General features: G+C 42.3%; 22 protein-coding genes. 2 read left to right on the forward strand and 20 right to left on the reverse strand.

Annotation, left to right across the window (positions count from 1 at the left end):
* Window position 1 precedes the first annotated feature (1 nt).
* From rfbB to NYF15_RS18270, 3 genes are all read right to left on the reverse strand, one after another.
* The gene (gene rfbB, locus NYF15_RS18260) at window positions 2–1150 is read right to left on the reverse strand and encodes a dTDP-glucose 4,6-dehydratase (protein ID WP_237114741.1); all 1149 of its coding nucleotides are present in this window, start codon (window positions 1148–1150) and stop codon (window positions 2–4) included.
* 600 nt (window positions 1151–1750) lie between these two features.
* The gene (gene nagP / locus NYF15_RS18265) at window positions 1751–3034 is read right to left on the reverse strand and encodes an N-acetylglucosamine MFS transporter NagP (RefSeq protein WP_371354326.1); all 1284 of its coding nucleotides are present in this window, start codon (window positions 3032–3034) and stop codon (window positions 1751–1753) included.
* A gap of 353 nt (window positions 3035–3387) precedes the next feature.
* The gene (locus NYF15_RS18270; protein WP_371354327.1) at window positions 3388–6036 is read right to left on the reverse strand and encodes a family 20 glycosylhydrolase; all 2649 of its coding nucleotides are present in this window, start codon (window positions 6034–6036) and stop codon (window positions 3388–3390) included.
* A gap of 285 nt (window positions 6037–6321) precedes the next feature.
* Between NYF15_RS18270 and NYF15_RS18275 the strand changes: the two genes are divergently transcribed.
* The gene (locus NYF15_RS18275; protein ID WP_371354328.1) at window positions 6322–6516 is read left to right on the forward strand and encodes a hypothetical protein; all 195 of its coding nucleotides are present in this window, start codon (window positions 6322–6324) and stop codon (window positions 6514–6516) included.
* Here the strand turns inward: NYF15_RS18275 and NYF15_RS18280 are convergent.
* The 9 genes from NYF15_RS18280 to trmJ form a co-directional block, all read right to left on the reverse strand.
* Window positions 6506–7933 (reverse strand): NAD-dependent succinate-semialdehyde dehydrogenase, encoded by a 1428-nt coding sequence (locus NYF15_RS18280; protein WP_371354329.1) that lies wholly within the window; start codon window positions 7931–7933, stop codon window positions 6506–6508. The genes NYF15_RS18275 and NYF15_RS18280 overlap by 11 nt on opposite strands.
* A gap of 94 nt (window positions 7934–8027) precedes the next feature.
* Complete coding sequence (gene fdx / locus NYF15_RS18285; protein ID WP_062567243.1) at window positions 8028–8366, reverse strand: ISC system 2Fe-2S type ferredoxin; 339 nt, start codon at window positions 8364–8366, stop codon at window positions 8028–8030.
* A gap of 11 nt (window positions 8367–8377) precedes the next feature.
* Window positions 8378–10240 (reverse strand): Fe-S protein assembly chaperone HscA, encoded by a 1863-nt coding sequence (hscA, locus tag NYF15_RS18290; RefSeq protein WP_371354330.1) that lies wholly within the window; start codon window positions 10238–10240, stop codon window positions 8378–8380.
* A 46-nt stretch (window positions 10241–10286) separates the two neighbouring features.
* Complete coding sequence (gene hscB / locus NYF15_RS18295) at window positions 10287–10814, reverse strand: co-chaperone HscB (RefSeq protein WP_371354331.1); 528 nt, start codon at window positions 10812–10814, stop codon at window positions 10287–10289.
* 78 nt (window positions 10815–10892) lie between these two features.
* Window positions 10893–11216, reverse strand: a complete 324-nt coding sequence (iscA, locus tag NYF15_RS18300) for an iron-sulfur cluster assembly protein IscA (protein WP_062567240.1) — start codon at window positions 11214–11216, stop codon at window positions 10893–10895.
* An 11-nt stretch (window positions 11217–11227) separates the two neighbouring features.
* Window positions 11228–11611: a Fe-S cluster assembly scaffold IscU gene (gene iscU, locus NYF15_RS18305; RefSeq protein WP_062567433.1), complete on the reverse strand. Its 384-nt coding sequence runs from the start codon at window positions 11609–11611 to the stop codon at window positions 11228–11230.
* A gap of 41 nt (window positions 11612–11652) precedes the next feature.
* A complete protein-coding gene (locus NYF15_RS18310) occupies window positions 11653–12870 on the reverse strand; it encodes an IscS subfamily cysteine desulfurase (protein WP_062567239.1) in 1218 nt (405 codons plus the stop codon).
* A 22-nt stretch (window positions 12871–12892) separates the two neighbouring features.
* Window positions 12893–13384, reverse strand: coding sequence for a Fe-S cluster assembly transcriptional regulator IscR (gene iscR, locus NYF15_RS18315; protein WP_130151589.1), 492 nt, complete (start codon window positions 13382–13384; stop codon window positions 12893–12895).
* 193 nt (window positions 13385–13577) lie between these two features.
* Window positions 13578–14300, reverse strand: coding sequence for a tRNA (cytosine(32)/uridine(32)-2'-O)-methyltransferase TrmJ (trmJ, locus tag NYF15_RS18320; protein WP_130151588.1), 723 nt, complete (start codon window positions 14298–14300; stop codon window positions 13578–13580).
* Between the two features lie 334 nt (window positions 14301–14634).
* Between trmJ and suhB the strand changes: the two genes are divergently transcribed.
* The gene (suhB, locus tag NYF15_RS18325) at window positions 14635–15438 is read left to right on the forward strand and encodes an inositol-1-monophosphatase (protein WP_130151587.1); all 804 of its coding nucleotides are present in this window, start codon (window positions 14635–14637) and stop codon (window positions 15436–15438) included.
* A gap of 25 nt (window positions 15439–15463) precedes the next feature.
* Here the strand turns inward: suhB and NYF15_RS18330 are convergent, their stop codons facing one another.
* From NYF15_RS18330 to queA, 8 genes are all read right to left on the reverse strand, one after another.
* Window positions 15464–16294, reverse strand: coding sequence for an ABC transporter substrate-binding protein (locus NYF15_RS18330; RefSeq protein WP_130151586.1), 831 nt, complete (start codon window positions 16292–16294; stop codon window positions 15464–15466).
* 83 nt (window positions 16295–16377) lie between these two features.
* Window positions 16378–18168 carry a bifunctional diguanylate cyclase/phosphodiesterase gene (locus NYF15_RS18335; protein WP_341803715.1) on the reverse strand — a complete coding sequence of 597 codons (1791 nt, stop codon included), beginning with the start codon at window positions 18166–18168 and terminating at the stop codon, window positions 16378–16380.
* Between the two features lie 94 nt (window positions 18169–18262).
* On the reverse strand, window positions 18263–18781 hold the full coding sequence (locus NYF15_RS18340) for a hypothetical protein (protein WP_371354332.1): 519 nt from the start codon (window positions 18779–18781) through the stop codon (window positions 18263–18265).
* Between the two features lie 56 nt (window positions 18782–18837).
* On the reverse strand, window positions 18838–19785 hold the full coding sequence (secF, locus tag NYF15_RS18345) for a protein translocase subunit SecF (RefSeq protein WP_062567232.1): 948 nt from the start codon (window positions 19783–19785) through the stop codon (window positions 18838–18840).
* Window positions 19786–19793: 8 nt separating this feature from the next.
* Entirely contained in the window at window positions 19794–21653 is a 1860-nt protein-coding gene (gene secD / locus NYF15_RS18350) for a protein translocase subunit SecD (RefSeq protein WP_193988192.1), read from the reverse strand.
* A gap of 22 nt (window positions 21654–21675) precedes the next feature.
* A complete protein-coding gene (gene yajC, locus NYF15_RS18355) occupies window positions 21676–22014 on the reverse strand; it encodes a preprotein translocase subunit YajC (RefSeq protein WP_062567230.1) in 339 nt (112 codons plus the stop codon).
* A 29-nt stretch (window positions 22015–22043) separates the two neighbouring features.
* Window positions 22044–23171 carry a tRNA guanosine(34) transglycosylase Tgt gene (gene tgt / locus NYF15_RS18360; protein ID WP_237114735.1) on the reverse strand — a complete coding sequence of 376 codons (1128 nt, stop codon included), beginning with the start codon at window positions 23169–23171 and terminating at the stop codon, window positions 22044–22046.
* Between the two features lie 253 nt (window positions 23172–23424).
* Window positions 23425–24456 (reverse strand): tRNA preQ1(34) S-adenosylmethionine ribosyltransferase-isomerase QueA, encoded by a 1032-nt coding sequence (gene queA / locus NYF15_RS18365; protein ID WP_062567228.1) that lies wholly within the window; start codon window positions 24454–24456, stop codon window positions 23425–23427.
* Window positions 24457–24591: the final 135 nt, after the last annotated feature.

A 24591-nucleotide genomic window follows, 5' to 3' on the forward strand; every position in this document is an offset into this window, starting at 1 on the left:
ATTATTGCTCCGTTTTGTTGAGGTTTATTTCACCAAGGCGTTCTCGTTGGTAGGAACCATCTTGCACATTTTGACACCAGTCGAGGTTATTTAAGTACCACAGTACCGTTTTTCTAAGGCCAGTTTCGAATGTTTCAAGTGGCTTCCAATTAAGCTCTTTGCTCATTTTTGTTGAGTCTATAGCGTAACGTCTATCGTGACCTGGGCGATCATTTACATGCTTTATAAGTGAAGAATATGTAGTTAATAATTCACCCTCTTTCGATTTCAGCTCTTTAAGTTTAATTGGGGCTAACTCATCTAAAAGATCGCAAATCATTTTTACGACTTCTATATTCTGCATTTCATTATGCCCACCAATATTGTAAGTTTCTCCGACTTTTCCTTCTGTCACTACTTTATATAAGGCACGGGCATGATCTTCTACATATAACCAATCACGGATCTGATCACCTTTGCCATAAATCGGCAGCTCTTTCCCTTCTAAAGCATTTAATATCACTAATGGAATAAGCTTTTCAGGAAAATGATAAGGGCCGTAATTATTTGAACAATTGGTGACGATTGTTGGAAAATTATAGGTACGAGCCCAAGCTCTTACTAAATGATCACTCGATGCTTTACTTGCAGAGTATGGGCTACTTGGTGCATAAGCTGTTTGCTCTGTAAATAATGGCAAACTCTGAGGTTGCAGCTCATTTTCTTCCAGAGCAAGGTCTGCTGGGTGTGGCAGATCACCATACACTTCATCTGTCGAAATATGATGAAATCTAAATTTTTCTTTAGCATTACCTTCTAATGTATTCCAGTACTGGCGAGCAGCTTCAAGTAAATTATAGGTGCCGATTATATTTGTTTGAATAAACTCTGCAGGGCCTGTAATTGAACGATCAACATGGCTTTCCGCAGCCAAGTGCATCACAGCATCTGGTTGATATTGCCTAAAAATGCGATCAAGTTCTTCACGGTCACAGATATCTACCTGCTCAAAAGTATAACGCTCACTCGAATCAACCGATTTCAATGACTCTAAATTACCTGCATAAGTCAGTTTATCAACATTAATAGCGGAGTCTTTTGTGTTTTCAATGATATGGCGTATAACCGCAGAGCCTATAAAACCAGCTGCACCTGTTACTAAATATCTCATTTTAATCCTTTTAGGGGCTCTAGAGCTTACCCTGCTCTAAAGCTTTTACTAATAGCTACTTGATAAAGGCTCTATTGCCTATACCATTTCACTTATCTGCTGTATTTGCGAATATTACCATATTCGATGGCGTTTTAAATTCATCTAAATTTTTAATTAGGTAAAATGGCTGGGTATTCCTTAACGTGTTATCCAGCAAAGCATCATATCCACAAGTACTCATCTCAATGCGTTCCCCTGATTTCCATCCCTTCCATTCATTTAGTAAGCACCTTGCTTTTTTAATAAGCTTGGATAATGTTTGAGGAACAAAGACTTGATTTGATAAATAGCTATTTGGCTAAGTTGACTAAGCCGTAGAAAATCTTGAGATTATTGGCCTTGGATCATAAAAATGAACGGATACAACGGAAAAATCGACAAAAACGGGGAAAGCTCTCTTATTCTGTGAAGCAGTTTTACATCAATTTACGTACCGTTTAGCTTTGACAAAAAAATGCCACCTTTCGGTGGCATTACACACGGGATTATTTCTATTTACTAGAAATGCTTTTCACAGCTCAAGGTTAGTATTTGTATAACTTAACCTTAAGCTTATTATTACTTCCAACTTTTCATTTTATGCCCTTTTAAAGCATAGAAAAGGATAAATAAATAACAAGGCAACATCACAATATAGGCTGCCTGTTGGGCGTCAGCACTTTTAACTCCGCCACTTGCCAAACCCCAAAATAACGGGCCAAATGCACCACCGGCTATACCCATCACAAGTAAGCCCGAGCCTACACTCGTTAGTTTGCCTAAACCTGATAATGCTAACGGCCACACTGCTGGCCAAACAATCGCATTAGCAAAGCCTAGCACAGCGATGAGTAATAAGGTATCAGGAAGTACCGATTTTAGGCCTAGTAATGTTGAAATAAAAACAGACTCATTGCTTACTGTAACAATTGCTATTGTAAGCGCACAACCCAAAATCGCAGAAATTGTTAGTGCAACTTGCTGCGACAATATACGTGGAATTAATAAAATTCCTAAAAAGTAACCCAATACCATACACCCCATAGTGTATGAAGTCATAACACTATACTTTTCAACACCTAATGAAAGTGCGAAGCTGCCAATTGTATCGCCAGCAATTACTTCAACAGCTACATAAACGAATAATGCAACAATCCCTAACGCAAGGCTTGGGTGGCTCAGCGCCTCCTTTACTTGCCCTGGTTTTTGCTCATCAGCATCGTCGATTAGCTCTGGTAATGGCATTTTAGTGACGGCAAAACCGAGTACACCAATAAAAATCGCCATTCCTAAATAAGGGAGTATTAAACCATTTGCCATGGCATCGATATCAGCTTGGCTTAATTCTTTACCAACAAACCCCGTAAAATCACTTAAAATCAGCGCGGTAAAAACAATCGGTGCAATAACCCCAGCTCCTTTGTTGAGTATCCCCATGACACTCACGCGTGCTGCCGCGGACTCTTCTGGTCCAATTCTCACTACGTATGGATTAACGGCTGTTTGTAGCAAAGTTTGACCTGCGCCCATAACAAGTTGAGCAAATAAAAAGAGTGCAAACACTTGCGTTTTAGCCGCAGGAATAAACAATAACCCTGCTACCATCATGGTTGCCATTCCCAGCGCCATGCCATTTTTATAGCCCACTTTTCGAATGATCATCGCCGATGGGATCGCTGTAAATGTTACTGCAATATAAAATGAGAAAATTATCAGTGATGCCTGAAACGGTGAAAGCTGTAAAATTTGTTGTAAAAACGGCATTAACGAGCCATTTAACCATGTGGCAAAGCCTAAAATAAAAAACAGTGTCGCAACTATTGCCATTGGCACTAAGCTGCTTTGTTTATTCGTTTCTGACATAACGTTTCCCAATCACAGCATGCATTGGCCCTGCAATGCTGCTCATTTAGATTAATTATATAAAATTGATATTAAATATTTATAACACTATCGCAACAAAAATGACAGCGCTGACATATTTCTTTTAGCTATGAGCTTAACTCACGCAAAGGTACACATTGTGCAACCGTTAAAAACGCGCCATATAATAAGCGCGAATTTATTTCGCGCGAAGGAGCCACACTCTGCAACCGTTAAAAACGCGCCATATAATAGGCGCGAATCTATTTCGCGCGAAGATGCCGCACTCTGCAACCGTTAAAAACGCGCCATATAATAGGCGCGAATTTATTTCGCGCGAAATACCTTAAACATTACTCTCCAACAAAAGTAACGCGACTGGTTTGCTGCTCATTTAAGCGAGTACGCAGAGCTACTTTTGCCTTGCTATCAACCTTTACTGGCTCAGCATAAGACTGCCAGCTTTGGCCGTTATCGAGGCTGTACTCAATGCTCAAATAAGCAAAGGCGCTGTTGGCATACAGCTTACCATTTTCAATCACTCCACCTGGCACAGGCAAGTGTAAATTAATGCCACCTTGAGCTAGTTTTTCAAGCTCTTTTAAGCCAACGGCACTTGAAAACTCCGCCCAATCTTTTGCTTGTTTTTTGCTATCAACGCTTTGCCCTTCCCAATCAGCTTTGTGCCATGCACGCTCTGCAACCGATAAAATACGTGGGAAGATCATCGCTAGCACTTGCTCTTCGGTACGGATTGTTTCTGACCAAACTTGACCCTGCATACCTAAAATATTCTCAGGTTTTTCAAGCTTAGGTAACGGGCGACCAACTAACGCCTCTAGATTAACAATTGGCTCGCGAGTGCGTGTGTAATCAGCATTGGCATACACATCATCTGGCATGTAGTTAAACGCTTTTTTGGTGTCGGTGTAACGGGTTGCCCAGTAATAACCACGCTCTTCAGGGTTTGCCTCGTACGGGTGATCAAAATACAAATGCGTACCATGCGATAACACCACTTGGTAACCGGCATTAGCTAAGCGATACGCTCTATCTGCAACACCCCACTCCCAGATGTTATCCCACGTATTAACGGTAAAGGTTTTATTTGGAAACTCATCACGCTTAAACGAGTTTTCACGATCATACATGATGCCATCTTCCCATATACCAGGAGAGATGCCACGTTTCTCAAGTAAGGTCGCAACACGCTGAGTAAAGTAGGGTTTTAAATCTGCAGGGCCTGCAACACCATTATTAGGATCAGCAAACAGCGCCTGACAAATCGGCGAGCCAATCCACGAACCAGCCCCCACTTCATCACCACCTATGTGTAGATTTTTTAGCTGCACACCTGCTTCGCGGTACATCTGCTGTAGTTCATAGGTCACTTTATCTAAGAATGCGTAGGTTGAATCCATACATACATTCATCGAGTTATCTTTGTAGTTTTGAACTGTCATGTACACAGAGGTGTCTTTAGGATCGGTCAATAAATATTGTGTTGCAGGGCCAATATCTACTTTTTGAATTTCCTTATTGGCTGACTGTGACTTGATGTTATTTTTAGCTGTTTTTTCAGCTTCTTCAAGCAGGTTGTGGTATCGCGCTTCCATTGCTTTAATTGAGGCACGCGCATGACCTGGTCCTTCAACTTCTGGGATAATTTGAATATGACGATCTTTGGCAAATTTTAATAGCTCAACAAATTCATCACGTTTTAAGTAACCATTACCTGAGCCTGATTTAAATGGCCCCGTACCAAGTTGCGTTAATAAACACTCGCGCTCTTCTAAATCAAAACAGCGATAGCCGCCAACATCGGTAAGTTCAGGTAAGCCAGGGATCTCAAGACGCCAACCTTCATCTTCTGAAAAGTGCCAGTGTAGCTTATTCATTTTATAGCGAGCCATTTGCTCAACAAGTTTGAACATGGCTTCTTTGCCATGATAGTTACGACCGTTATCGTAATGCATGCCACGCCAGCCATAACGCGGAGCATCTTCTAATTCAAGACGTGGTAAATTTGCAGAGTCTTTACTGCCTGCTGGAATTAAGTTTAATACACTTTGCATCGCATAAAATACGCCAGCATTATCACTGCCTACGATATTAATGACATCATCGTTAATTTCCAGTGTATAACTTTCTGCTTTACCTGTATTTAAAGAAGGATCAACGTTTAGGCGAATGATTTTTTCTTTGCCAAGGCTTATATGGTCAGGTTGAGCTTTTAAACTAATTCCATAGTCATCTTGCAGGTCTTGCATGAAGACCATAACTTCATGTTTAAGCTGGCCTTGGTAACTAATTTGCCAATCACTGTTTAGTGTTGTTGTACCACGGTTAAAATCAACTTTTTGCGGTTTCGGAATAATTCGTTTTAATGCATCGTCTTTACTTACTTCGACTTTATCTTCCTTGTTTCTTTCAAAACGCACTTTTGCCGTTGCCAAAACAGATAAATCTTTTGGTTCGTTGTAACGGTATAGTTGGTTATCACGAGTGAACGGCGTAACAAACTCTTTAAAGTCCTCAGTGTCTGTATTGGCAAAGATGGCAGGCTTACTCTTACCTGCTACAAAAAATGCACGCGGCATAAAATCACTGTATGCAACAATCCACACTTGCGCATCGAAAGGAATATCTAAACTTTCCCCTGCCGCTAACCCTTTAAATGAACGGGTTGGCACAAGACGATGTAAGTCACCATTAACATGTTCAATATTAAGACCTGCGACATGCTCTGTTGAAATTTTACGAACCGAATGGATATAAAGTTGCCAATCACTTTCGCCTGCAGGTAACGCAACATCAGAGCGGTTGTTAAGAGTGATTTTTCCTAAAAAGCCCGCGTCTCTATTACGAAAGTTATCTTCAACTGAAAACAGTAACTCGGTATCTTTAGCAAACTGATTTACCTGCGACTGTGTGAGTGCCGCGTTTGCCATTATAGGCGCTGCCATTATCATTGCAGCGAGTGCAGACTTTTTAAAACCCATTACTTTCTCCTCGTTTATGCCCTGAGTTTACGGTATTTTTTCCGTATTACTTGTCATTTTTGTTTATTATTCATACCTATCATATAAAAACTAAAATGACAGCGCTATCATTTTATCGGAAATAAACGGGACGATGTCGACTTGGAACTTGTTTCGCGTGAAGATTTAAACGCGCCATACAAGCATGACGCCTACGGTGGTAGGCGTGAAATTTATTTCACGCGAAGATGCATGTTGCAAAACCTTTAAAACGCGCCATGCAAGCATGACGCCTACGGGGTAGGCGTGAAATTTATTTCACGCGAAGATGCATGTTGCAAAACCTTTAAAACGCGCCATGCAAGCATGACGCCTACGGTGGTAGGCGTGAAATTTATTTCACGCGAAGATGCATGTTGCAAAATCTGTAAAACGCGCCATGCAAGCATGACGCCTACGGGGGTAGGCGTGAAATTTATTTCGCGTGAGATTAGACCTTAATGCAAAGATACTTTTCTTCAAGGTACTCATTTAATCCTTGATGACCACCTTCACGGCCAAGACCAGATTGCTTTAAACCACCAAATGGCGCTACTGGGTTTGAAATGAGGCCTTCATTAATACCAATCATGCCGTATTCAAGTGCTTCGCTTACGCGATAAACTTGCTTGATATTTTCACTGTAAAAATACGCAGCTAAACCATACGGCACATCGTTAGCAAGCTGCAAGACTTCTTGTTCATCATCAAAAGCAATTATGCTGACTACAGGGCCAAACACTTCATCATGGTAGATATCCATCTGTGGTGTCACATCAGTTAAAATTAATGGCGCTTGAAAGCTACCTTCAAGTTCGCTGTTATCACCAATTAATGACGCCCCTTTATCAACCGCATCTTGCACAAGCGTTTGTACTTTCTCTTTTGCTTTAGGATAAATTAATGGGCCAATATCCACCCCGTCATCAAGGCCATTGCCAACTTTTAACTCAGCTACTTTGTCTGTGAGTTTTTCAAGCACCGTCTCTAGTACCGAGCGCTGAACAAAAATTCGGTTAGCAGCAACACAGGTTTGCCCTGCGTTTCTAAACTTAGCCCCCATAAGGCCAGCAACTGCTTCATCTAAATCGGCATTTTCAAAAATAATAAACGGTGCATTACCACCAAGTTCCATCGATGTGTTCTTAATTGTAGATGCGCACTGTGAAAGTAACTGCTTACCTACACCGGTTGAACCTGTAAATGTGAACTTACGTACACGCTCAGATCCGGTCATGATCTCGCCAACCATTTTTGCATTCTCTGAGACCACCACATTTAATGCCCCTTTTACAAACCCTGCTTTATCGGCAAGGTAAGCCAAAGCAATTGCACATAAAGGGGTATGCTCAGAAGGTTTAATCACGAAACTACAACCCGCTGCATATGCAGGGGCAACCTTACGAGTGATCATGGCGATTGGGAAGTTCCACGGTGTAATGCCTGCAACGACACCGATTGGCTGCTTTATGGTTGATAGACGATGTTGGCCGTCTGTAGCTGGTATGTTGTCGCCGTAACTACGCTTTGCTTCTTCACTAAACCACTTAATAAAGCCTGCACCGTATTCAACCTCCCCTAATGCTTCTTTTAAAGGTTTACCTTGCTCTTTGGTCATCAGCTCAGCAAGTTGCTGTTTGTGCTCAATAACCAACTCATACCAGCGACGCAACGTTTCACTACGCTCAGTCGCCGTTGTTTGTTTTAGCTTGCTAAATGCCTCGTCAGCACGTTTAATGGCCAGCTCAACGCCAGCTTCATCAATATCAGACACATCGGTAATTGCTTGTCCGGTTGCAGGGTTATCTACACTAAAACGCTGGCTCGTAGAATAAAAGTCACCATCGATAAACGAATCAGAAAAAACTAAATCAGACATAAAACCTCCTAGTAAAGCGGACCGCAAAAAACAAAAAACCGCTGTAGAGACCAAGCAACTACAGCGGTTTTTAGGTATTCAAAGCCGTTAAGAATTAATGCTCTTCATTAACGATATTGAGATTATACTTTGGAATTTCAACTACCAGATCTTCGTCTTTAATAATTGCCTGGCAACCAAGACGAGACTCAGGCTCAAGACCCCATGCTTTATCCAACATGTCGTCTTCTAGCTCATCACTTTCATCTAAAGAATCAAAGCCTTCACGAATAATTAAGTGGCATGTTGTACACGCGCATGACTTTTCACAGGCATGCGGAATACTAATACCATTTTTAAGCGCAACATCTAATACGGTTTCGCCTGTAGGAGCTTCGATTGCAGCGCCTTCTGGGCATAACTCTTCGTGTGGAAGAAAAATAATTTGTGGCATACCTTACCTCGTTAAACTTCGTCTACTGACTGCCCTTGCAGCGCTTTTTTGATTGATGCATCCATTCTACGCGCAGCAAATTCGCTACTTGCATTGTCGACAGCTTCAATTGCTGCTTTAATTTCTGCCGGTGTTGTTGCGCTTTCGCGTACCGCAACAAGTTTAGCAATTTCTGCTTTTAACGCAGCTAATTCTTGTTCATCAAGTAATTCACTGTCAGTTGCCAGTGATGCTTCTAGTGCTTCAACAACGCGTAACGCTTCAACTTGTTGCTCTTTAAGCATACGCGCTTGCATGTCGTCTTTGGCATTACTCATTGAGTCTTTTAGCATGTTCGCAACTTGGTCATCCGATAAACCAAATGATGGTTTTACTTGGATTTCAGCTTGCACACCGGTTGATTTTTCCATTGCCGATACACTTAATAGGCCATCTGCATCAACTTTAAAGGTTACGCGAATATGCGCAGCACCTGCTGCCATGGCCGGAATACCTTTTAAGCTGAATTTTGCCAGCGAGCGGCAATCATCAACAAGCTCACGCTCACCTTGTAGTACATGCAGTGACATCGCCGTTTGACCATCTTTAAACGTGGTGAACTCTTGTGCACGTGCTACAGGAATAGTGGTATTACGTGGAATGATTTTCTCAACCAGGCCACCCATGGTCTCAAGACCCAATGACAGTGGTAATACGTCTAATAGCAGCATGTCTGAATCTGGCTTATTGCCAACCAGTACATCTGCTTGCAGTGCCGCACCAAGTGCTACTACGCGATCAGGGTCAATAGAAGTCAGTGGCTCTTTATCAAAAAATGCCGCAACTTGAGAGCGTACAATTGGCATACGTGTCGAGCCGCCAACCATTACCACTTGCAGTACTTCTTCGTTTTCGATACCCGCATCTTTTACTGCACGGCGACAAGAACGTAGTGTTTTCTTCACAAGACCAAGTGCTAGTTCATCAAAGGTTTCGCGAGTAACTTCAACTTTGTGGCTTTGGCCATCAAACTCTAAGCCTACATTGACAGTTTGGTATTGGCTTAGCGCTTCTTTACAGGCTTTTGCTTTATTAATAAATAAACGCAGTACCGATGCAGAAAGCTCGCTCACACCGGTTTGTTTTTTGAAGTAATCTACCAGTAGCGAGTCAAAATCGTCACCACCAAGGCTCGAATCACCGCCTGTAGCAAGCACTTCGAACACACCTTGGTGCAGGCGTAAAATAGAAATATCAAACGTACCGCCACCTAAATCGTATACGGCGATAATACCTTCTTGGCCTGAATCAAGGCCATAGGCAACAGCCGCAGCCGTTGGCTCGTTTAATAAACGCAATACGTTAATGCCAGCAAGCTCAGCAGCGTCTTTGGTGCTTTGGCGCTGTGCATCATCAAAATACGCTGGCACAGTAATAACCGCACCTAAAATATCTTGGCCTGCAAAGCTGTCTTCTGCGCGAAGTTTCAAGGCTTTTAAAATTTCACTCGATGCAGTGACTGGGCTAATTGCGCCCGCAACGGTGCTGATTGCTAACGAGCCATCATGCTCACAAAATTGATACGGCAGTTGACCATAGCTTTTTTCAATTTCAGCCTGCGTTTTACCTAAGAAACGCTTCACTGAGATCAAAGTATTAGCAGGGTCTTGAGTGGCAGCTGCCGCCGCTCGTTCACCCACCACGATGCTATCTGCTTGGTATTGCACAACCGATGGTAGCATCGCATTGCCTGCTAAATCAGTCAGTGTGCGGGCTTCGCCGCTTTGCACTGTAGCAACTAACGAGTTAGTCGTACCAAGGTCAATACCGACTGCTAATTTGTGCTCGTGTGGTGCCGCGCTCTGCCCCGGCTCAGCAATTTGCAATAATGCCATAATGCTCTTTTTAAACTCTTAAATAGCTGCTTTATACAACTAATAATTAATCATCAAATAAACTGTCTTCAATGCGCTCAAGTTCATCTCGCAATTTATAAACGAACTTTAATTTACGAATATTATCCGCAGCTGCTTGCCATTGTTGTTCATCATTGCTGGCTAATTGCTCAGCAAGTTCACGACTATATTGCTTGTCTAACTGTTTAATTTGCGCTTCAAACTGCGCGATGGCTGCATCTGGATCTGCGGCATTTTCAAGCTCTTCGAGTTCTTCGCGAAGTTCCATTTGCTGCATTAAGAAATGTGGGTCTTGTAAGGTTTGCTGTTCAGCACGAATATCGACCCCTAGCTCACTCAACATGTACTCTGCACGCTTCACGGGGTGTTTTAAAGTTTGTAACGCATCATTGATTTCAGCTGCATTTTGCACAGCAAGTAACTTATCGCGGCTGCTTGAACTGGCATGGCGATCAGGGTGAACTGCACGTTGCAGCTCAAGGTAGTGTTTATTTATCGTCGCTAAATCAATATTGTAATCAACTGGAATTGCAAATAATTCAAAGTAACGCATTACATTATCCAACTAGGTGAACAGGAAATAACAAAGCCCTACATAGGCAGGGCTTCAAGCGAGGAAAATTTTTTGAGCTTAAACCGTGAAGCTTTCGCCACATCCACACTCATCAGCTTGATTCGGATTATTAAACTTAAACCCTTCATTCAAACCTTCTTTGGTGTAATCAAGCTCAGTGCCATCAATGTACACTAAGCTTTTCGCATCAACGATTACTTTTACACCACGGCTTTCAAAAATTTCGTCGCCTTCTGCTAAGTCGTCAACAAACTCAAGAACATAAGCAAGACCTGAACAGCCCGTCGTTTTAATGCCAACGCGTAGGCCAATGCCTTTGCCGCGATTTGCTAAAAATGATTCTACGCGGTTTGCTGCCGCATCTGTCAATGTCACTGCCATGAAATTATCTCTTACTTCGCTTGTTTGCTTTTGTAGTCAGCAATTGCTGCTTGAATTGCGTCTTCCGCTAAAATCGAACAGTGAATTTTCACTGGCGGTAACTCAAGCTCAGCACTGATATCAGTGTTTTTGATTGTTGCCGCTTCGTCTAAGGTTTTGCCTTTTACCCACTCAGTTACAAGTGAAGAAGAAGCGATTGCACTACCACAACCATATGTTTTAAATTTTGCATCTTCAATAACACCTTCTGGTGATACCTTGATTTGCAATTTCATTACGTCACCACACGCTGGTGCACCCACCATGCCTGTTGCTACTGACGGATCGTTTTTGTCTAATACACCCACGTTACGCGGATTTTCAACATGATCGATTACTTTATCACTATAAGCCATAATACTATCCTCACTACCTGCTAGCGGCGGCTCATCACTAATTAGTGATGCGCCCACTCAACTGAATCTAAATCAATACCTTCTTGATGCATTTCCCATAGAGGAGACATCTCACGTAAACGGCCGATCGAGTTTTTGATTAGTTCAACGGTGTAATCAATCTCTTCTTCAGTCGTAAAGCGGCCAATGCTGAAACGAATTGAGCTGTGTGCTAACTCGTCATTACGGCCTAATGCACGTAGTACATAAGAAGGCTCTAAGCTTGCTGAGGTACAGGCTGAACCTGATGAAACAGCAATGTCTTTAACAGCCATTAATAACGACTCACCCTCAACAAAGTTGAAGCTGATGTTTACAATACCTGGCACTGACTGGCTTGGTTCACCATTGAAGTAAACTTCGTCCATATCAGCCATGATGCCATCAATCAAACGCTTACGTAGTGCGCTGATGTGTGCATGATCTTTTTCGAAATCTTCTTTCGCGATTCTAAATGCCGCACCCATACCGACTAATTGGTGCGTAGCCAGTGTGCCTGAACGCATACCACGCTCATGACCACCACCGTGCATTTGTGCTTCTAAACGAGCACGTGGCTTACGACGAACATAAAGTGCGCCTACACCTTTCGGGCCATATACTTTGTGGCCAGAGAACGACATGAAGTCTACTTTTAACTGTTGCACGTCGATAAGTACTTTACCTGCGCTTTGTGCAGCATCTACGTGGAACATAATTTTGCGCTCACGGCACATTTCGCCGATTGTCGCGATATCTTGGATAACACCTAGCTCGTTATTTACGTGCATTACGCTTACAAGTACTGTGTCATCACGCATTGTTTCTTCAAGCTTTTTAAGGTCTAGAAGGCCGTTTTCTTCAACGTCCATATAGGTTACTTCAAACCCTTGACGCTCAAGTTCACGACATGTATCGATAACAGCTTTATGTTCTGTTTTAACCGTAATAACGTGCTTACCTTTCTTTTTGTAGAATTGCGCAGCACCTTTAATAGCGAGGTTATTTGATTCTGTTGCGCCAGAGGTAAACACGATTTCGCGTGGATCAGCATTAATTAGATCAGCAATATCTGTACGCGCTTGATCAACCGCTTCTTCAGCTTGCCAACCAAAACGGTGTGAGCGTGATGCAGGGTTACCAAAATTACCGTCCATAGTCAGGCATTGCATCATTTCTTTTGCCACACGTTCATCAACAGGCGTGGTTGCTGCGTAATCTAAATAAATCGGTAACTTCATTTCTCTCTCCGCTTTCGTCAAGCTACAGTTGACAGCTTACTTGAATGTTTTCCAGTTGCTTAATTGCATTATTGATGCTGTTATCTTGGCGAGATGCGACTTCTTTCACGTCTGATTTCTCAACCAATTCAGCAAGGGTAATACTATTTAAAAACTCTTCGATACGTGCGCTCAAATCAGACCACAAGGTATGGGTCAAACAGCGCATGCCGCTTTGGCAGCCACCCGTCGCACCGTGACAACGAGTTGCATCAACAGATTCATCAACAGCATTAATAACATCACCAACAGAAATTTTATCTGCGTCACGCCCTAATAAATATCCGCCACCGGGGCCACGCACTGAACTCACTAAGCCATTTTTTCTGAGTCTGGCAAATAGTTGTTCTAAATATGATAAGGAAATCTCTTGTCGTTCTGATATATCGGCCAGGGGCACTGCACCCACATTTGTATGGAGTGCAACATCCAACATGGCGGTTACTGCGTATCTGCCTTTTGATGTTAACTTCATGGAGCCCCCGATGTTACTGCACGCTAAGGTGTGCAAATTTTAATTACCAGACCAAAATAGTCAAGTATTATCATCTGATAAAAATAGATGTTCACCATTGATAAAACCGAATACCCGACAAAATTAGTCAAGTACTAGGTGTCATTGTAATTACCTGAGTAATTTAGTCAAGTATTATACTTATAACCAGTGATTATTTTATAGACTTATTAATTGAGGTAAGAATACCGCGCAAAATATTCATCTCGGCTTCTTCAGGACGTGCGCGATTAAATAAACGACGTAATTTGGTCATCACTAAACCTGGGTGTTGTTTAATGATAAAGCCGGTGTCATTCAATGTTTGTTCTAGATGCTCATAAAACAACTCAGTTTGTTTAGCACTTGGGTAGGTTGCTTCATCTTCTTCTTGTGCTTTTGGCTGTGTATTCAAATAAGCCATGCGTGTTTCATAGCATAGCGTTTGTACAGCCATCGCTAGGTTGAGTGAGCTATACTCAGGGTTTGCAGGAATACATACATGGTAATTACATTGCTGTAGTTCTTCGTTAGTTAAACCACTATTCTCACGACCAAACACAAGTGCAACTGGGCCATTTACAGCCTCTGCTACGAGCTTTTCACCGCATTCACGCGGCTCTACCATAGGCCATGATAAGGTACGCGAACGCGCGCTAGTACCAATTGTTAGAGCACAATCAGCAATGGCATCGGCAAGGGTATCAACAACCACCGCTTTGCCGAGCACATCGGTTGCACCCGCTGCAAGCGCACTCGCATGACTATCGATTTCACAAGCAGGATCAACAAGATATAAATTTGATAAACCCATCGTTTTCATCGCTCGTGCTGCTGAGCCAATATTACCAGAATGAGATGTGTTAACTAATACGATACGAATATCATCAAGTGTCATTGCGTTGTTACTTACTGAATGTCAAAAATTGCGCGAATTCTAGCACGAAAGCAATTCTGGAGGCTATATAGATCGTGCAGTCAATCATAATTGATCGTAGATCATGTTTGCGGTTTATCACTTTTATTGGAGATAAATCGGGTTGAATTAGAGCACTAACCTGCGCTAAAAGTTTTTCGCTGTTAAAATTTATAAGGTCGAAATTTAATTTAAAATCAGTTCAGTACAAAAAACAACCAAAACTATTTCTGCTTTGTTGTTTACTTTGCAGTAAAAACCGCTAGAATACGCCGGCTTAAATATATTCGTTCTTTTACAACCCAAAGGTAATGCTATGCATCCAATGTTAAACATTGCGGTTCGCGCTGCGCGTAACGCAGGCAAAATTTTACTTCGTGCAAGCGAAGATTTATCAAAAGTTGATGTACAACAAAAAGGCACTAACGACTTAGTGACTAACATCGATAAAGAAGCTGAAGCCGCAATTCGTGACACTATTTTAAAATCTTACCCAGATCACACTATCGTAGGTGAAGAGCTTGGTGAGCACAAAGGTAAAGATGCAGATTACCAATGGATTGTAGATCCTCTTGATGGCACAACAAACTTCATCAAGGGTATTCCTCATTTTGCAGTATCAATTGCACTTAAAGTTAAAGGTCGTTTAGACCAAGCCGTGATCTATGATCCAATTCGTGGTGAATTATTCACAGCATCACGTGGTCAAGGCGCACAGCTTAACAGCAAGCGTTTACGCGTCACTAAAACTAACGAGTTAGCTGGTTCTATCCTTGCGACTGGTTTCCCATTCAAGCAAAAGCATCACTTAGACGCATACTCAGAAGCGTTTAAAGCACTTTTCGTACACACTGCTGATATTCGCCGCGCAGGCTCTGCTGCATTAGATATGGCTTATGTTGCAGCGGGTCGCGTTGATGGTTTCTTTGAAATTGGCCTTAAGCCATGGGACACAGCAGCGGGCGAGCTTTTAGTAAAAGAAGCTGGCGGTATGGTTGTTGATTTCGCAGGTGGTATTAACTACAACCAAAGCGGCAACATCATCTGTGGTGCACCTAAGTTAACACAAGCGATCATTCGTGAAATTCGCCCAGTATTAACTGAATCACTACTTCGCTAACAGCGGTTGTAATCTAAAAAAGGAGCTAAGGCTCCTTTTTTTGTGGCTGAAAGTACTCATTTTCCAATGCAATTTCAATCGTATTACCTTCTTTAAATGGCAAGCTCGCTAAGCCTTCAGCAAAGTATCGATTAAACATTTCATCAAACTCTCCCGATGCTTGCATCGTTTGTAGTCCTTTAAGCAACGCTTTCGCTAACGCTGGCTTACGATGACTGACAAAGAAATAAAATGCAGTTGGGTAACTAATATAAACATCGGGAACAATCACTAACCGCTCGTCATTTATCTGCTCAAGCTCAGACATAACTTCTATGAAAGAGCGAGGAAAATAGTCAACGCGCCCTGCAATAACTAAACTAAACATGGCTTGATAATTAGCTAATGGCCTAACCGATAGACCATTTTGAGCTAAAATTTTTGTATCAGGCCAGTCATGCCCCTGTATAGCAGTTAACTGAGCTAGGTCACGCTTATTTTTAAGCTGGGTAAAACGAGGTAAAAATGACCGCTTTGTCAGTAATGCCCGCTTACCAATATACCCTTTGAATAAAGGGACTGGCACGGCAATGGCTAGTTGCTCACGCTCTGGGCTGGTCATACTCCAGTAGATATCAGCTTGATTAGCATCAAGCCTTAGCAAGGTTCGTTGCTGATGGGGGTGAACCAACACTTTGTTTATCTTAACAGGGAATTGAGCAGCCTCTAAGGCTTTCAGTAACAGCTCATTAAGGTAATCATCACGTTTATACAGAGGACGTTGTTCAACTGCTAAATTAACAACGGTATCAGCATACACAGTTGGGCTGCACATTAGTGTGATTAATACAAAGGCTACGGCTGTTAATTGCTTCATTATTATTTTTATCATTGTGTTTTTTTTAAGCTACACCTAGCCTGTAAATGGTACAAGTGAAATTAGCCCAACTTAAAATTAATTCATAATCCAATATGTGCTGTTTCATCACTCACACTGCTGAGCCTCACGACCGCAGGGGCAGGACGACTGCGTTTACAGACAAATAAATGACTTGTTTGATAACGTTTAGCTTCTTTTTTTGCATCAGTTGCCAATGCAGCAACTTGATGGCTATTGATACAAAGCTCTAAATCGGGCTTCACAAGGCCTATCGAAAGTGTAAGTAAGGGAACAAACTGCTTTTTACCTTCTCGGTTGCTTGCCCAATAACCGCCCTGTGCAATATGTTCTGGGGTGAAAAAGGCACGCGATTTTTGCTCAAATAAAGTAATTATGTTGTGACAAACAGTCTGTGCATCCTCTTTATCAAACACCACCATAAAGTCATCCCCCCCTATGTGGCCAACAAACCCTTTACTGAGACTAGATGCATCAACAATAACCTCTGCCAATAATTTAATCACACTATCACCGCTGGCATAACCGTATAGGTCATTGAATTGTTTAAAGTGGTTTAAATCAACGTACGCGAGTGAGAACGGATAATTATTGCGAAGTCTCAGCTCAATCGCTTCGTTAATAGCGACATTGCCCGGCAGCATAGTCAGTGGGTTTGCATGTTGAGCATGGCGGATTTTTTCTTCAGTAATGTGTTTTAAGATATTACGCAGTGGCGCTAAACCTAAGTATTCGCCATTTCGGGTGATTACTATGTGTCGACGAATATCAAATTCAAACTCGGTAATTTGCTGACTTACCGTATCCAGTAACTCATTTTCGTCAACTACCAGAGGTTGTTTATCCATCAAGGATGTCACTGGTTGTTTATCATAAAGTGCATGCCCATAAGGTGCGGCGAATACTTCTGTTAGTTGGTCTCGGTGTAGTAATCCAACGGGAATGTTGTGTTCAAGAACAGCAAGACTTGTAAGCGATTTATCTTGCTCAAAAAGACTATGCGCATCTTTGCAGCGTGTGGTTGTTTCGATACTGGCATATTCCACAGCTAACCAGCCAATAGCCATCGATTGCTCAAAACTACTCGAATTATCAGGTGACTCTAAGTGCGCTAAGCACTGAATATTAATTTGATAGCTGGGCTGCAAGCTTGGTCTTTCCAGTAAAAAACCTTGTGCATGTTGAATACCCAATCCTTCAAGCAAACGTAATTCCTCTGCCCGCTCGATTCCCTCAGCGATAACTTGCGTATTCGTTGCTTTGGCAAGCACAATAATTGATTTCAGAAACTCTTTTTTCACCACGCTCTGGTCGCAGTGATCAATAAAGTAGCGATCTATTTTTACAAAATCAGGACACAATTCTGACCACTGCTTTAGACCTGAATAACCTGCACCTAAATCATCAATAGCAATAGAAAAACCAAGTTCACGATAATGAGCAATGGTCTTTAATAATAAAAAGCCATCTTCCACTTTTTCTTGCTCAGTGACTTCAATCACAACGCGATTCGCCGCCAAACCAAAGTGCTCAACAAGATGTAATGTTTCTCCTTTAGGGTGGCACGGGTCGAGTAGAGTCTTTGGGCTTACGTTTAAAAAGAGCTTACCTTGTAAGTTTAATTTAACGAAGTTTTCTATCGCCTTACTTCGACACAAGAGCTCTAACTCTGAAATTTTATTGCATGCAATTGCTTCGCGAAACAAAGCGCTAGGCATTTCTAATTCAGAGCCTTTTGGACCGCGGCTAAGGGCTTCATAACCCAAGATATGCTGATTAGAAATATCAAAGATAGGCTGAAATAGGGTTTTTATTTCATTGTTATCTAAAATTCGCTGTAGTGGCTCACTCACCTTTCACCTAGCGTCTGTTTTAAAAGTAGGCGATTAAAGTAGCAATTCTGTATGACAATTTTATGGCAACTTAACTTATCATCATGATGATTATTCAATTAAGTTGTTTAATACGCGCAATACTATCAATCATTTTTAACTTAGCTTGATGGTAGTCTTGTTCAGTTATTGCGGCCTGTTCAGCAATAGCAAAAACAGCTAAAGAATTGAGTAGTAATTGTTGCGCATGGTAACAGCGAGGCTCTGTAAAATCAGGTAACGTAGGTGTGAGCTCCATCGGCTTCGACTGTGCCGCCTTTGTCGCTTTCATCTTAGACACATAATCAGCCATTACTAACAAACTAGCTTCACATTCTGGTAGCTGTGTTTTCATTGCTAAAAATAGCGACTCAGATGAGTTTATCAAGCTATCGATAGCTTCTTTAACCGTTAATTGATCCGACTCAGCTTGTAGGCTAGTTAACACCCTCCACACTAAGCCTTCATAGGCTATTAGTGGTTGTTGTAAAGTTGCCTCTTGTGATTGTTGAGCTGCTGTTGATTGCTGCTCTTGTTGGTCTTTACAGGCACTCAATAAGTAGATAATACATAGACTCATTAAGAGATGTTTCATAAATTTGTTCCAATAAAAAACCGCCCAACAGGGCGGTTCTTGTCAAGCTAGGCTTATTAAGGCATAGGATCGAGATCCGCACCTTCTTTTTCAATTACTTCTGGAATTAGGTCTTCTTTGCTGACACCCATTGCAATCGCTACTGCTGAAGCAACGTATACAGAAGAGTAAGTACCGATGAACACACCAAATAGTAATGCTGTCGCAAAACCGTGAATCGTTTGACCACCCCATACGAACAACGCAATCAATACTAAGATCGTGGTGATTGATGTAACTAAGGTACGGTTTAGGGTTTGCGTTAATGAAATATCGATAATTTCAATCGTGTCATCAACACGTACTTTACGGAAGTTTTCGCGGATACGGTCAGATACAACGATGGTGTCGTTGAGTGAGTAACCAATTACCGCCAAAATGGCCGCAAGAATCGTTAAGTCAAACTCAAGACCAAGCACTGAGAACAAGCCCAACGTGATAATAACGTCGTGTAAAAGCGCAGATACCGCACCTACCGCAAAGCGCCATTCAAATCGAAACGCAACGTAAATCAAGATACAAATAAGCGCAGTTAACATGGCAAGGCCACCCTGCTCTTTTAAGTCTTCGCCTACGCTTGGACCAACAAACTCGATACGGCGCATTTCAACGCTTGAATCTGTTTGCTTTAACGCCGTAATGATTTGATTACCAATCACCTCTGCTTTTACGCCATCCCCTTGTGGTGCAAGACGTACTAAAATCTCTTTACTTGAGCCAAACAGCTGTACTGAGAAGTCTTCAAAGCCACTTTCAGTAATGGCTTCACGCACTTTTTTCAGATCGGCAGGCTGTGCAAAGCCCACTTCAACCGCTGTACCGCCAGTGAAGTCGAGACCGAAGTTCAAGCCTTTAGTAAAAAACGATACGAAAGAAGCCAAGATCAACAAAGTTGATACTGTCATGGCAAACTTACGTAACTTCATAAACGGTAGTGTTTTACCACCTAGTTTTAAAATTTGCATGCTGACTCCTAAATCGACAACTTATCAATACGCTTACCACCAATGAATAAGTTGATGACCGCACGGGTACCAACAATGGCTGTAAACATAGAGGTGATAATACCAATCGCAAGTGTGACTGCAAAACCAGCAATCGGGCCGGTACCCACTGCAAACAGGATCACGGCGGCGATAAGCGTTGTGATATTAGCATCGAAAATGGTGCTAAATGCGCTGTCGTAACCAAAATGAACGGCTTGTTGCGGGCTACGGCCATCAGCAAGTTCTTCACGAATACGTTCAAATATCAGTACGTTAGCATCAACGGCCATACCGACTGTCAGTACAATACCAGCAATACCCGGTAGCGTTAACGCTGCACCTGGAATTAATGACATAACACCCACAATTAGCACTAAGTTAGCACCTAGGGCAATATTAGCGACCATGCCAAAGCCTTTGTAGTAAGCAAGCATAAACACAAGTACAAACGCAAAGCCAAGTGCAACCGCAGTCATACCCGCTTCGATATTCTCTTGACCTAAGCTTGGACCTACTGTGCGCTCTTCAACGATTTGAATTGGCGCAACTAATGCACCGGCACGAAGTAATAAGCTTAAGTTATGCGCTTCAGCAGGGTTATCGATACCAGTAATACGGAATGAACGGTCAAGGCGGGCTTGAATCGTTGCCACGTTAATGACTTCTTCCACTTTAATTGGTGGCAGTGCTTTACCGTTTTCGTCTGTTTTACCTGATGGCTTGTATTCAATGAATACCGTTGCCATGCGTTTACCGATAGCACGCTTAGTGAAGGCATTCATTTTAGCGCCGCCTTTACTATCTAAGCTAATGCTTACTTGAGGACGCTGATATTCATCCATACCTGATTGCGCGCCAGTAATGTGACTACCTTCAAGGATGATGCGTTTTTTCAGCACCACAGGATAACCTTCACGTGCCATAATCACTTCTGTGCCAGGCGGTACACGACCTTGCATAGCGGCACTTGCATCTGCATTTTCGTCTACTTCACGGAATTCTAGTGTTGCTGTTGCACCCAGAATTTCTTTTGCACGGGCAGTATCTTGAACCCCAGGAAGTTGCACGATAATACGCTCAGCACCTTGGCGCTGTACGTTAGGCTCTGCAACACCGATTTGGTTAATACGATTACGAATGATTGTTTCGTTTTGCTTGATAGCGTAGTCACGAATTTCTTTAAGCTTTTGTTCGCTCATGCTCACGTAAAAAGCATTATCACTGCTGCTATCATCAATATAAACATTCAGTGGGTAACGGGTTGATAAGAAACGCTCTGCCGCATCTTTATCTTCTTCGTTACGCATTTCAACCCGGACACGATCGCTATTTGCTACGCGGCGAATGGTGCGATAACGTAGTTTTTCTTCTCGTAAGTCACTTTTAAAATCTTGTTCCATTTGCTCAAGCTGAGTATCAACCGCCGTCGCCATGTCGATTTCCATAGTAAAGTGAACACCACCGCTTAAATCTAGGCCTAGCTTCATTGGGTTACCGCCCAATGCTTTTAACCACTCAGGTTGAGCTGGTGCCATATTGATTGCAGAGATGTAATCTTCACTAAGGGAATCACGCAGTAGGTCTTGCGCTTTTAGTTGCTCTTCAACATTCTTAAAACGAACCAGGATCTGTCCGTCTTCAAGTTTGCTTGATTTAACAGTAACGTTATGTTCTTTGAGGGTCGCATTTACTTTATCGAGTACGCTGAGGTCAGCATCAGTACCTTTAGTGCCTGATACTTGTATGGCCGGATCACGGCCATACAAGTTAGGTGAGGCATATAAAATACCAACGACTAACACAACAAGAACAAGTAAATACTTCCATAATGGAAACTTGTTTAACACGTGTGAGTCCTTATTTTTATTGTTATAGCGACTTCATAGTGCCTTTTGGCAGTACTGAAGAAACAGCTGATTTTTGTACTGTTACTTCAGCTTGATCGTTTAATGAAATCACGATGAAGTCTTTATCATCAGCGATTTTAGTAATCTTACCCACTAAACCACCTTGCGTGAGTACTTCGTCGCCTTTCGCCATTGCGCTCATTAGTGCTTTATGCTCTTTTACACGCTTAGCTTGTGGACGGTAGATTAAGAAATAAAATACCAAACCAAAAATACCTAGCATGATTAGCATTTCCATGCCTCCACCTGCTGGTGCTGCACCTGCCGCACTTGCGTGGGCGTTTGAGATGAATAAACTCATTTCTCTTCCTCTTTAATTTTTCTAAAAATTTAATCTGATGTATCTGCAAGCTCTGGCACTTCTTGGCCGCGGCGTGCATAAAAATCTGCAACAAATTCGTCTAGTTTGCCATTACTGATGGCATTACGTAAGCCTTCCATCACGCGCTGATAATAACGTAAGTTATGAATCGTGTTTAGTCGTGCGCCTAAGATTTCATTACATTTATCAAGATGATGCAAGTATGCACGTGAATAGTTTTTACATGTATGACAATCACACTCAGGATCCAATGGACCGGTGTCTGTTTTATGTACTGCATTACGGATTTTAACAATGCCGCCAGTAACGAATAAGTGGCCGTTACGGGCATTACGCGTAGGCATTACACAATCAAACATGTCGATACCACGGCGAACCGCTTCAACTAAGTCTTCTGGTTTACCAACACCCATTAAGTAACGAGGCTTGTCTTCTGGCATTTTGTAAGCACAGTGATCAAGAATATTGATCATCTCGTTTTTCGGCTCACCGACCGATAAACCACCTAATGCATAACCATCAAAGCCGATTTCTTCTAGGCCTTTTTGTGATTGTGCACGAAGCTCTGGGTACATACCACCTTGGATAATACCAAATAGCGCAGCAGGGTTATCACCATGACCTTCTTTTGAGCGTTTAGCCCAACGAAGTGATAACTCCATCGAATCTTTTGCTTCTTTTTCAGTGGCAGGGAATGGCGTACATTCGTCAAAAATCATCACGATGTCAGAGCCTAAATCGCGCTGAACTTGCATCGCTTTTTCTGGCGAAAGCATGATTTTTTCACCATTCACAGGTGAGCTAAACATCACGCCTTCTTCGGTGATTTTGCGCATTGCGCCTAAGCTGAATACTTGGAAACCGCCTGAGTCAGTTAGGATTGGGCGATCCCAATTCATAAAATCGTGTAAATCACCGTGTTGCTTAATGATTTCTGTGCCTGGGCGTAGCATTAAATGAAAGGTGTTACCTAGGCAGATTTGTGCGCCGGTCTCTTTCACTTCGTCAGGTGTCATACCTTTCACAGTGCCGTAAGTACCTACCGGCATAAATGCGGGTGTTTCTACTACACCACGCTCAAAAATCAAGCGGCCGCGGCGCGCTTTACCGTCAGTGCGGTCTAATTCAAATTTCATATTATCCTCAGTGTCGGAAAAACAGTCCAACAAGCTATAATTTAACCGCTCGATTCTACCCTGTTTGCGGGTTTATTACTATTAATTGGGCTAAATTCGAAAATAAAAAGCCCGCTAGCTAAACTCTTCCCACGATGCAGAATTCAGCGCTTTGCAGAGGCTTCATATCAACACATAACTTAGTAAGAATGGTTAAAAAATAAAAACCCAGTGAAATGCTGGGCTTTTTACGGGGTGATAAGATGACTAACGCTTATTTACGCGTTAAAAACATCGCATCGCCATAGCTAAAGAAGCGATACTGCTCCTTAATAGCCGTATGGTAAGCACCCATAATGTTATCTTGCCCTGCAAAGGCACTCACTAACATAATCAAGGTTGATTCAGGTAAGTGGAAATTTGTCACCATAGCATCAACTACATTGAACTGATAACCAGGGTAGATAAAGATATCGGTATCACCAAAGTAAGTATCTAGTTTGCCGCCATGTACTTTAGCAGCAGATTCTAACGAGCGTACTGAGGTAGTACCTACGGCAATGACGCGACCGCCTTTTGCTTTGGTTTCTGCTACTGCTTTAACCACCTCATCAGGTACTTCGATGTATTCTGAGTGCATTACATGTTCATCAACCGAATCAACACGCACAGGTTGAAATGTCCCTGCACCAACATGCAAAGTAACAAATGCCATATTAATGCCCTTATCTTTTAAGGCCGCCATTAACTTATCATCAAAATGCAGGCCCGCAGTTGGCGCGGCTACGGCACCAGGCTTTTCACCGTAAACGGTTTGGTAGCGTTCACGGTCTGCTTCGTTATCAGGGCGGTCAATGTAGGGGGGTAATGGCATATGACCAATATCGTTTAAGATATCTAACACATTTCCATCTTTGGCAAATTCAAGTTCAAATAGCTCACCATGACGGGCAACCATGGTTGCCTCTGCTTTGCCTTCGAGAATAATTTTAGAACCTGGCTTTGGCGATTTACTCGCACGTACATGAGCCAGTACACGGTGCTCGTCGAGTACACGCTCAACCAACACTTCAAGCTTACCACCTGACTCTTTTTGCCCAAACATACGCGCAGGGATCACTTTGGTGTTATTGAAAACCAATAAGTCATTTTCATTAACAAGCGATAAAATATCGCTAAATACTTTATGCTCTACTTGGCCTGATGGGCCATCAAGCGTGAGTAAACGACTGCTTGTACGGTCCGCTTTCGGAAAACGAGCAATTAATTCATCTGGAAGGTCAAAGCTAAAGTCGGCCACGCGCATAGAGTGTATCTCTTATAAATAAAAACGCGCCAAGTTTACTCTGATACGCTCACTACCTCAAGCAAAGCCAAGTGCATATTGACCTAGGGTAAAAGTCGTGCAATTTTAACAGGCTTATTAGCCATTTTAGGTAAA

This window comes from Pseudoalteromonas sp. 68 DY56-GL68, from assembly GCF_041414825.1.
Lineage (GTDB): Bacteria > Pseudomonadota > Gammaproteobacteria > Enterobacterales > Alteromonadaceae > Pseudoalteromonas.

Bases quoted from the DNA above. Each gene is read 5' to 3' on its own strand.
- hscA (WP_371354330.1), bottom strand. From the start codon at position 10,240: ATGGCATTATTGCAAATTGCTGAGCCGGGGCAGAGCGCGGCACCACAC.
- suhB (WP_130151587.1), top strand. From the start codon at position 14,635: ATGCATCCAATGTTAAACATTGCGGTTCGCGCTGCGCGTAACGCAGGC.
- NYF15_RS18340 (WP_371354332.1), bottom strand. From the start codon at position 18,781: ATGAAACATCTCTTAATGAGTCTATGTATTATCTACTTATTGAGTGCC.
- iscA (WP_062567240.1), bottom strand. From the start codon at position 11,216: ATGGCAGTGACATTGACAGATGCGGCAGCAAACCGCGTAGAATCATTT.
- NYF15_RS18270 (WP_371354327.1), bottom strand. From the start codon at position 6,036: ATGGGTTTTAAAAAGTCTGCACTCGCTGCAATGATAATGGCAGCGCCT.
- queA (WP_062567228.1), bottom strand. From the start codon at position 24,456: ATGCGCGTGGCCGACTTTAGCTTTGACCTTCCAGATGAATTAATTGCT.
- NYF15_RS18330 (WP_130151586.1), bottom strand. From the start codon at position 16,294: ATGAAGCAATTAACAGCCGTAGCCTTTGTATTAATCACACTAATGTGC.
- NYF15_RS18310 (WP_062567239.1), bottom strand. From the start codon at position 12,870: ATGAAGTTACCGATTTATTTAGATTACGCAGCAACCACGCCTGTTGAT.
- trmJ (WP_130151588.1), bottom strand. From the start codon at position 14,300: ATGACACTTGATGATATTCGTATCGTATTAGTTAACACATCTCATTCT.
- secF (WP_062567232.1), bottom strand. From the start codon at position 19,785: ATGCAAATTTTAAAACTAGGTGGTAAAACACTACCGTTTATGAAGTTA.
- yajC (WP_062567230.1), bottom strand. From the start codon at position 22,014: ATGAGTTTATTCATCTCAAACGCCCACGCAAGTGCGGCAGGTGCAGCA.
- fdx (WP_062567243.1), bottom strand. From the start codon at position 8,366: ATGCCACAAATTATTTTTCTTCCACACGAAGAGTTATGCCCAGAAGGC.
- iscR (WP_130151589.1), bottom strand. From the start codon at position 13,384: ATGAAGTTAACATCAAAAGGCAGATACGCAGTAACCGCCATGTTGGAT.
- tgt (WP_237114735.1), bottom strand. From the start codon at position 23,171: ATGAAATTTGAATTAGACCGCACTGACGGTAAAGCGCGCCGCGGCCGC.
- iscU (WP_062567433.1), bottom strand. From the start codon at position 11,611: ATGGCTTATAGTGATAAAGTAATCGATCATGTTGAAAATCCGCGTAAC.
- nagP (WP_371354326.1), bottom strand. From the start codon at position 3,034: ATGTCAGAAACGAATAAACAAAGCAGCTTAGTGCCAATGGCAATAGTT.
- rfbB (WP_237114741.1), bottom strand. From the start codon at position 1,150: ATGAGATATTTAGTAACAGGTGCAGCTGGTTTTATAGGCTCTGCGGTT.
- NYF15_RS18280 (WP_371354329.1), bottom strand. From the start codon at position 7,933: ATGTCTGATTTAGTTTTTTCTGATTCGTTTATCGATGGTGACTTTTAT.
- hscB (WP_371354331.1), bottom strand. From the start codon at position 10,814: ATGCGTTACTTTGAATTATTTGCAATTCCAGTTGATTACAATATTGAT.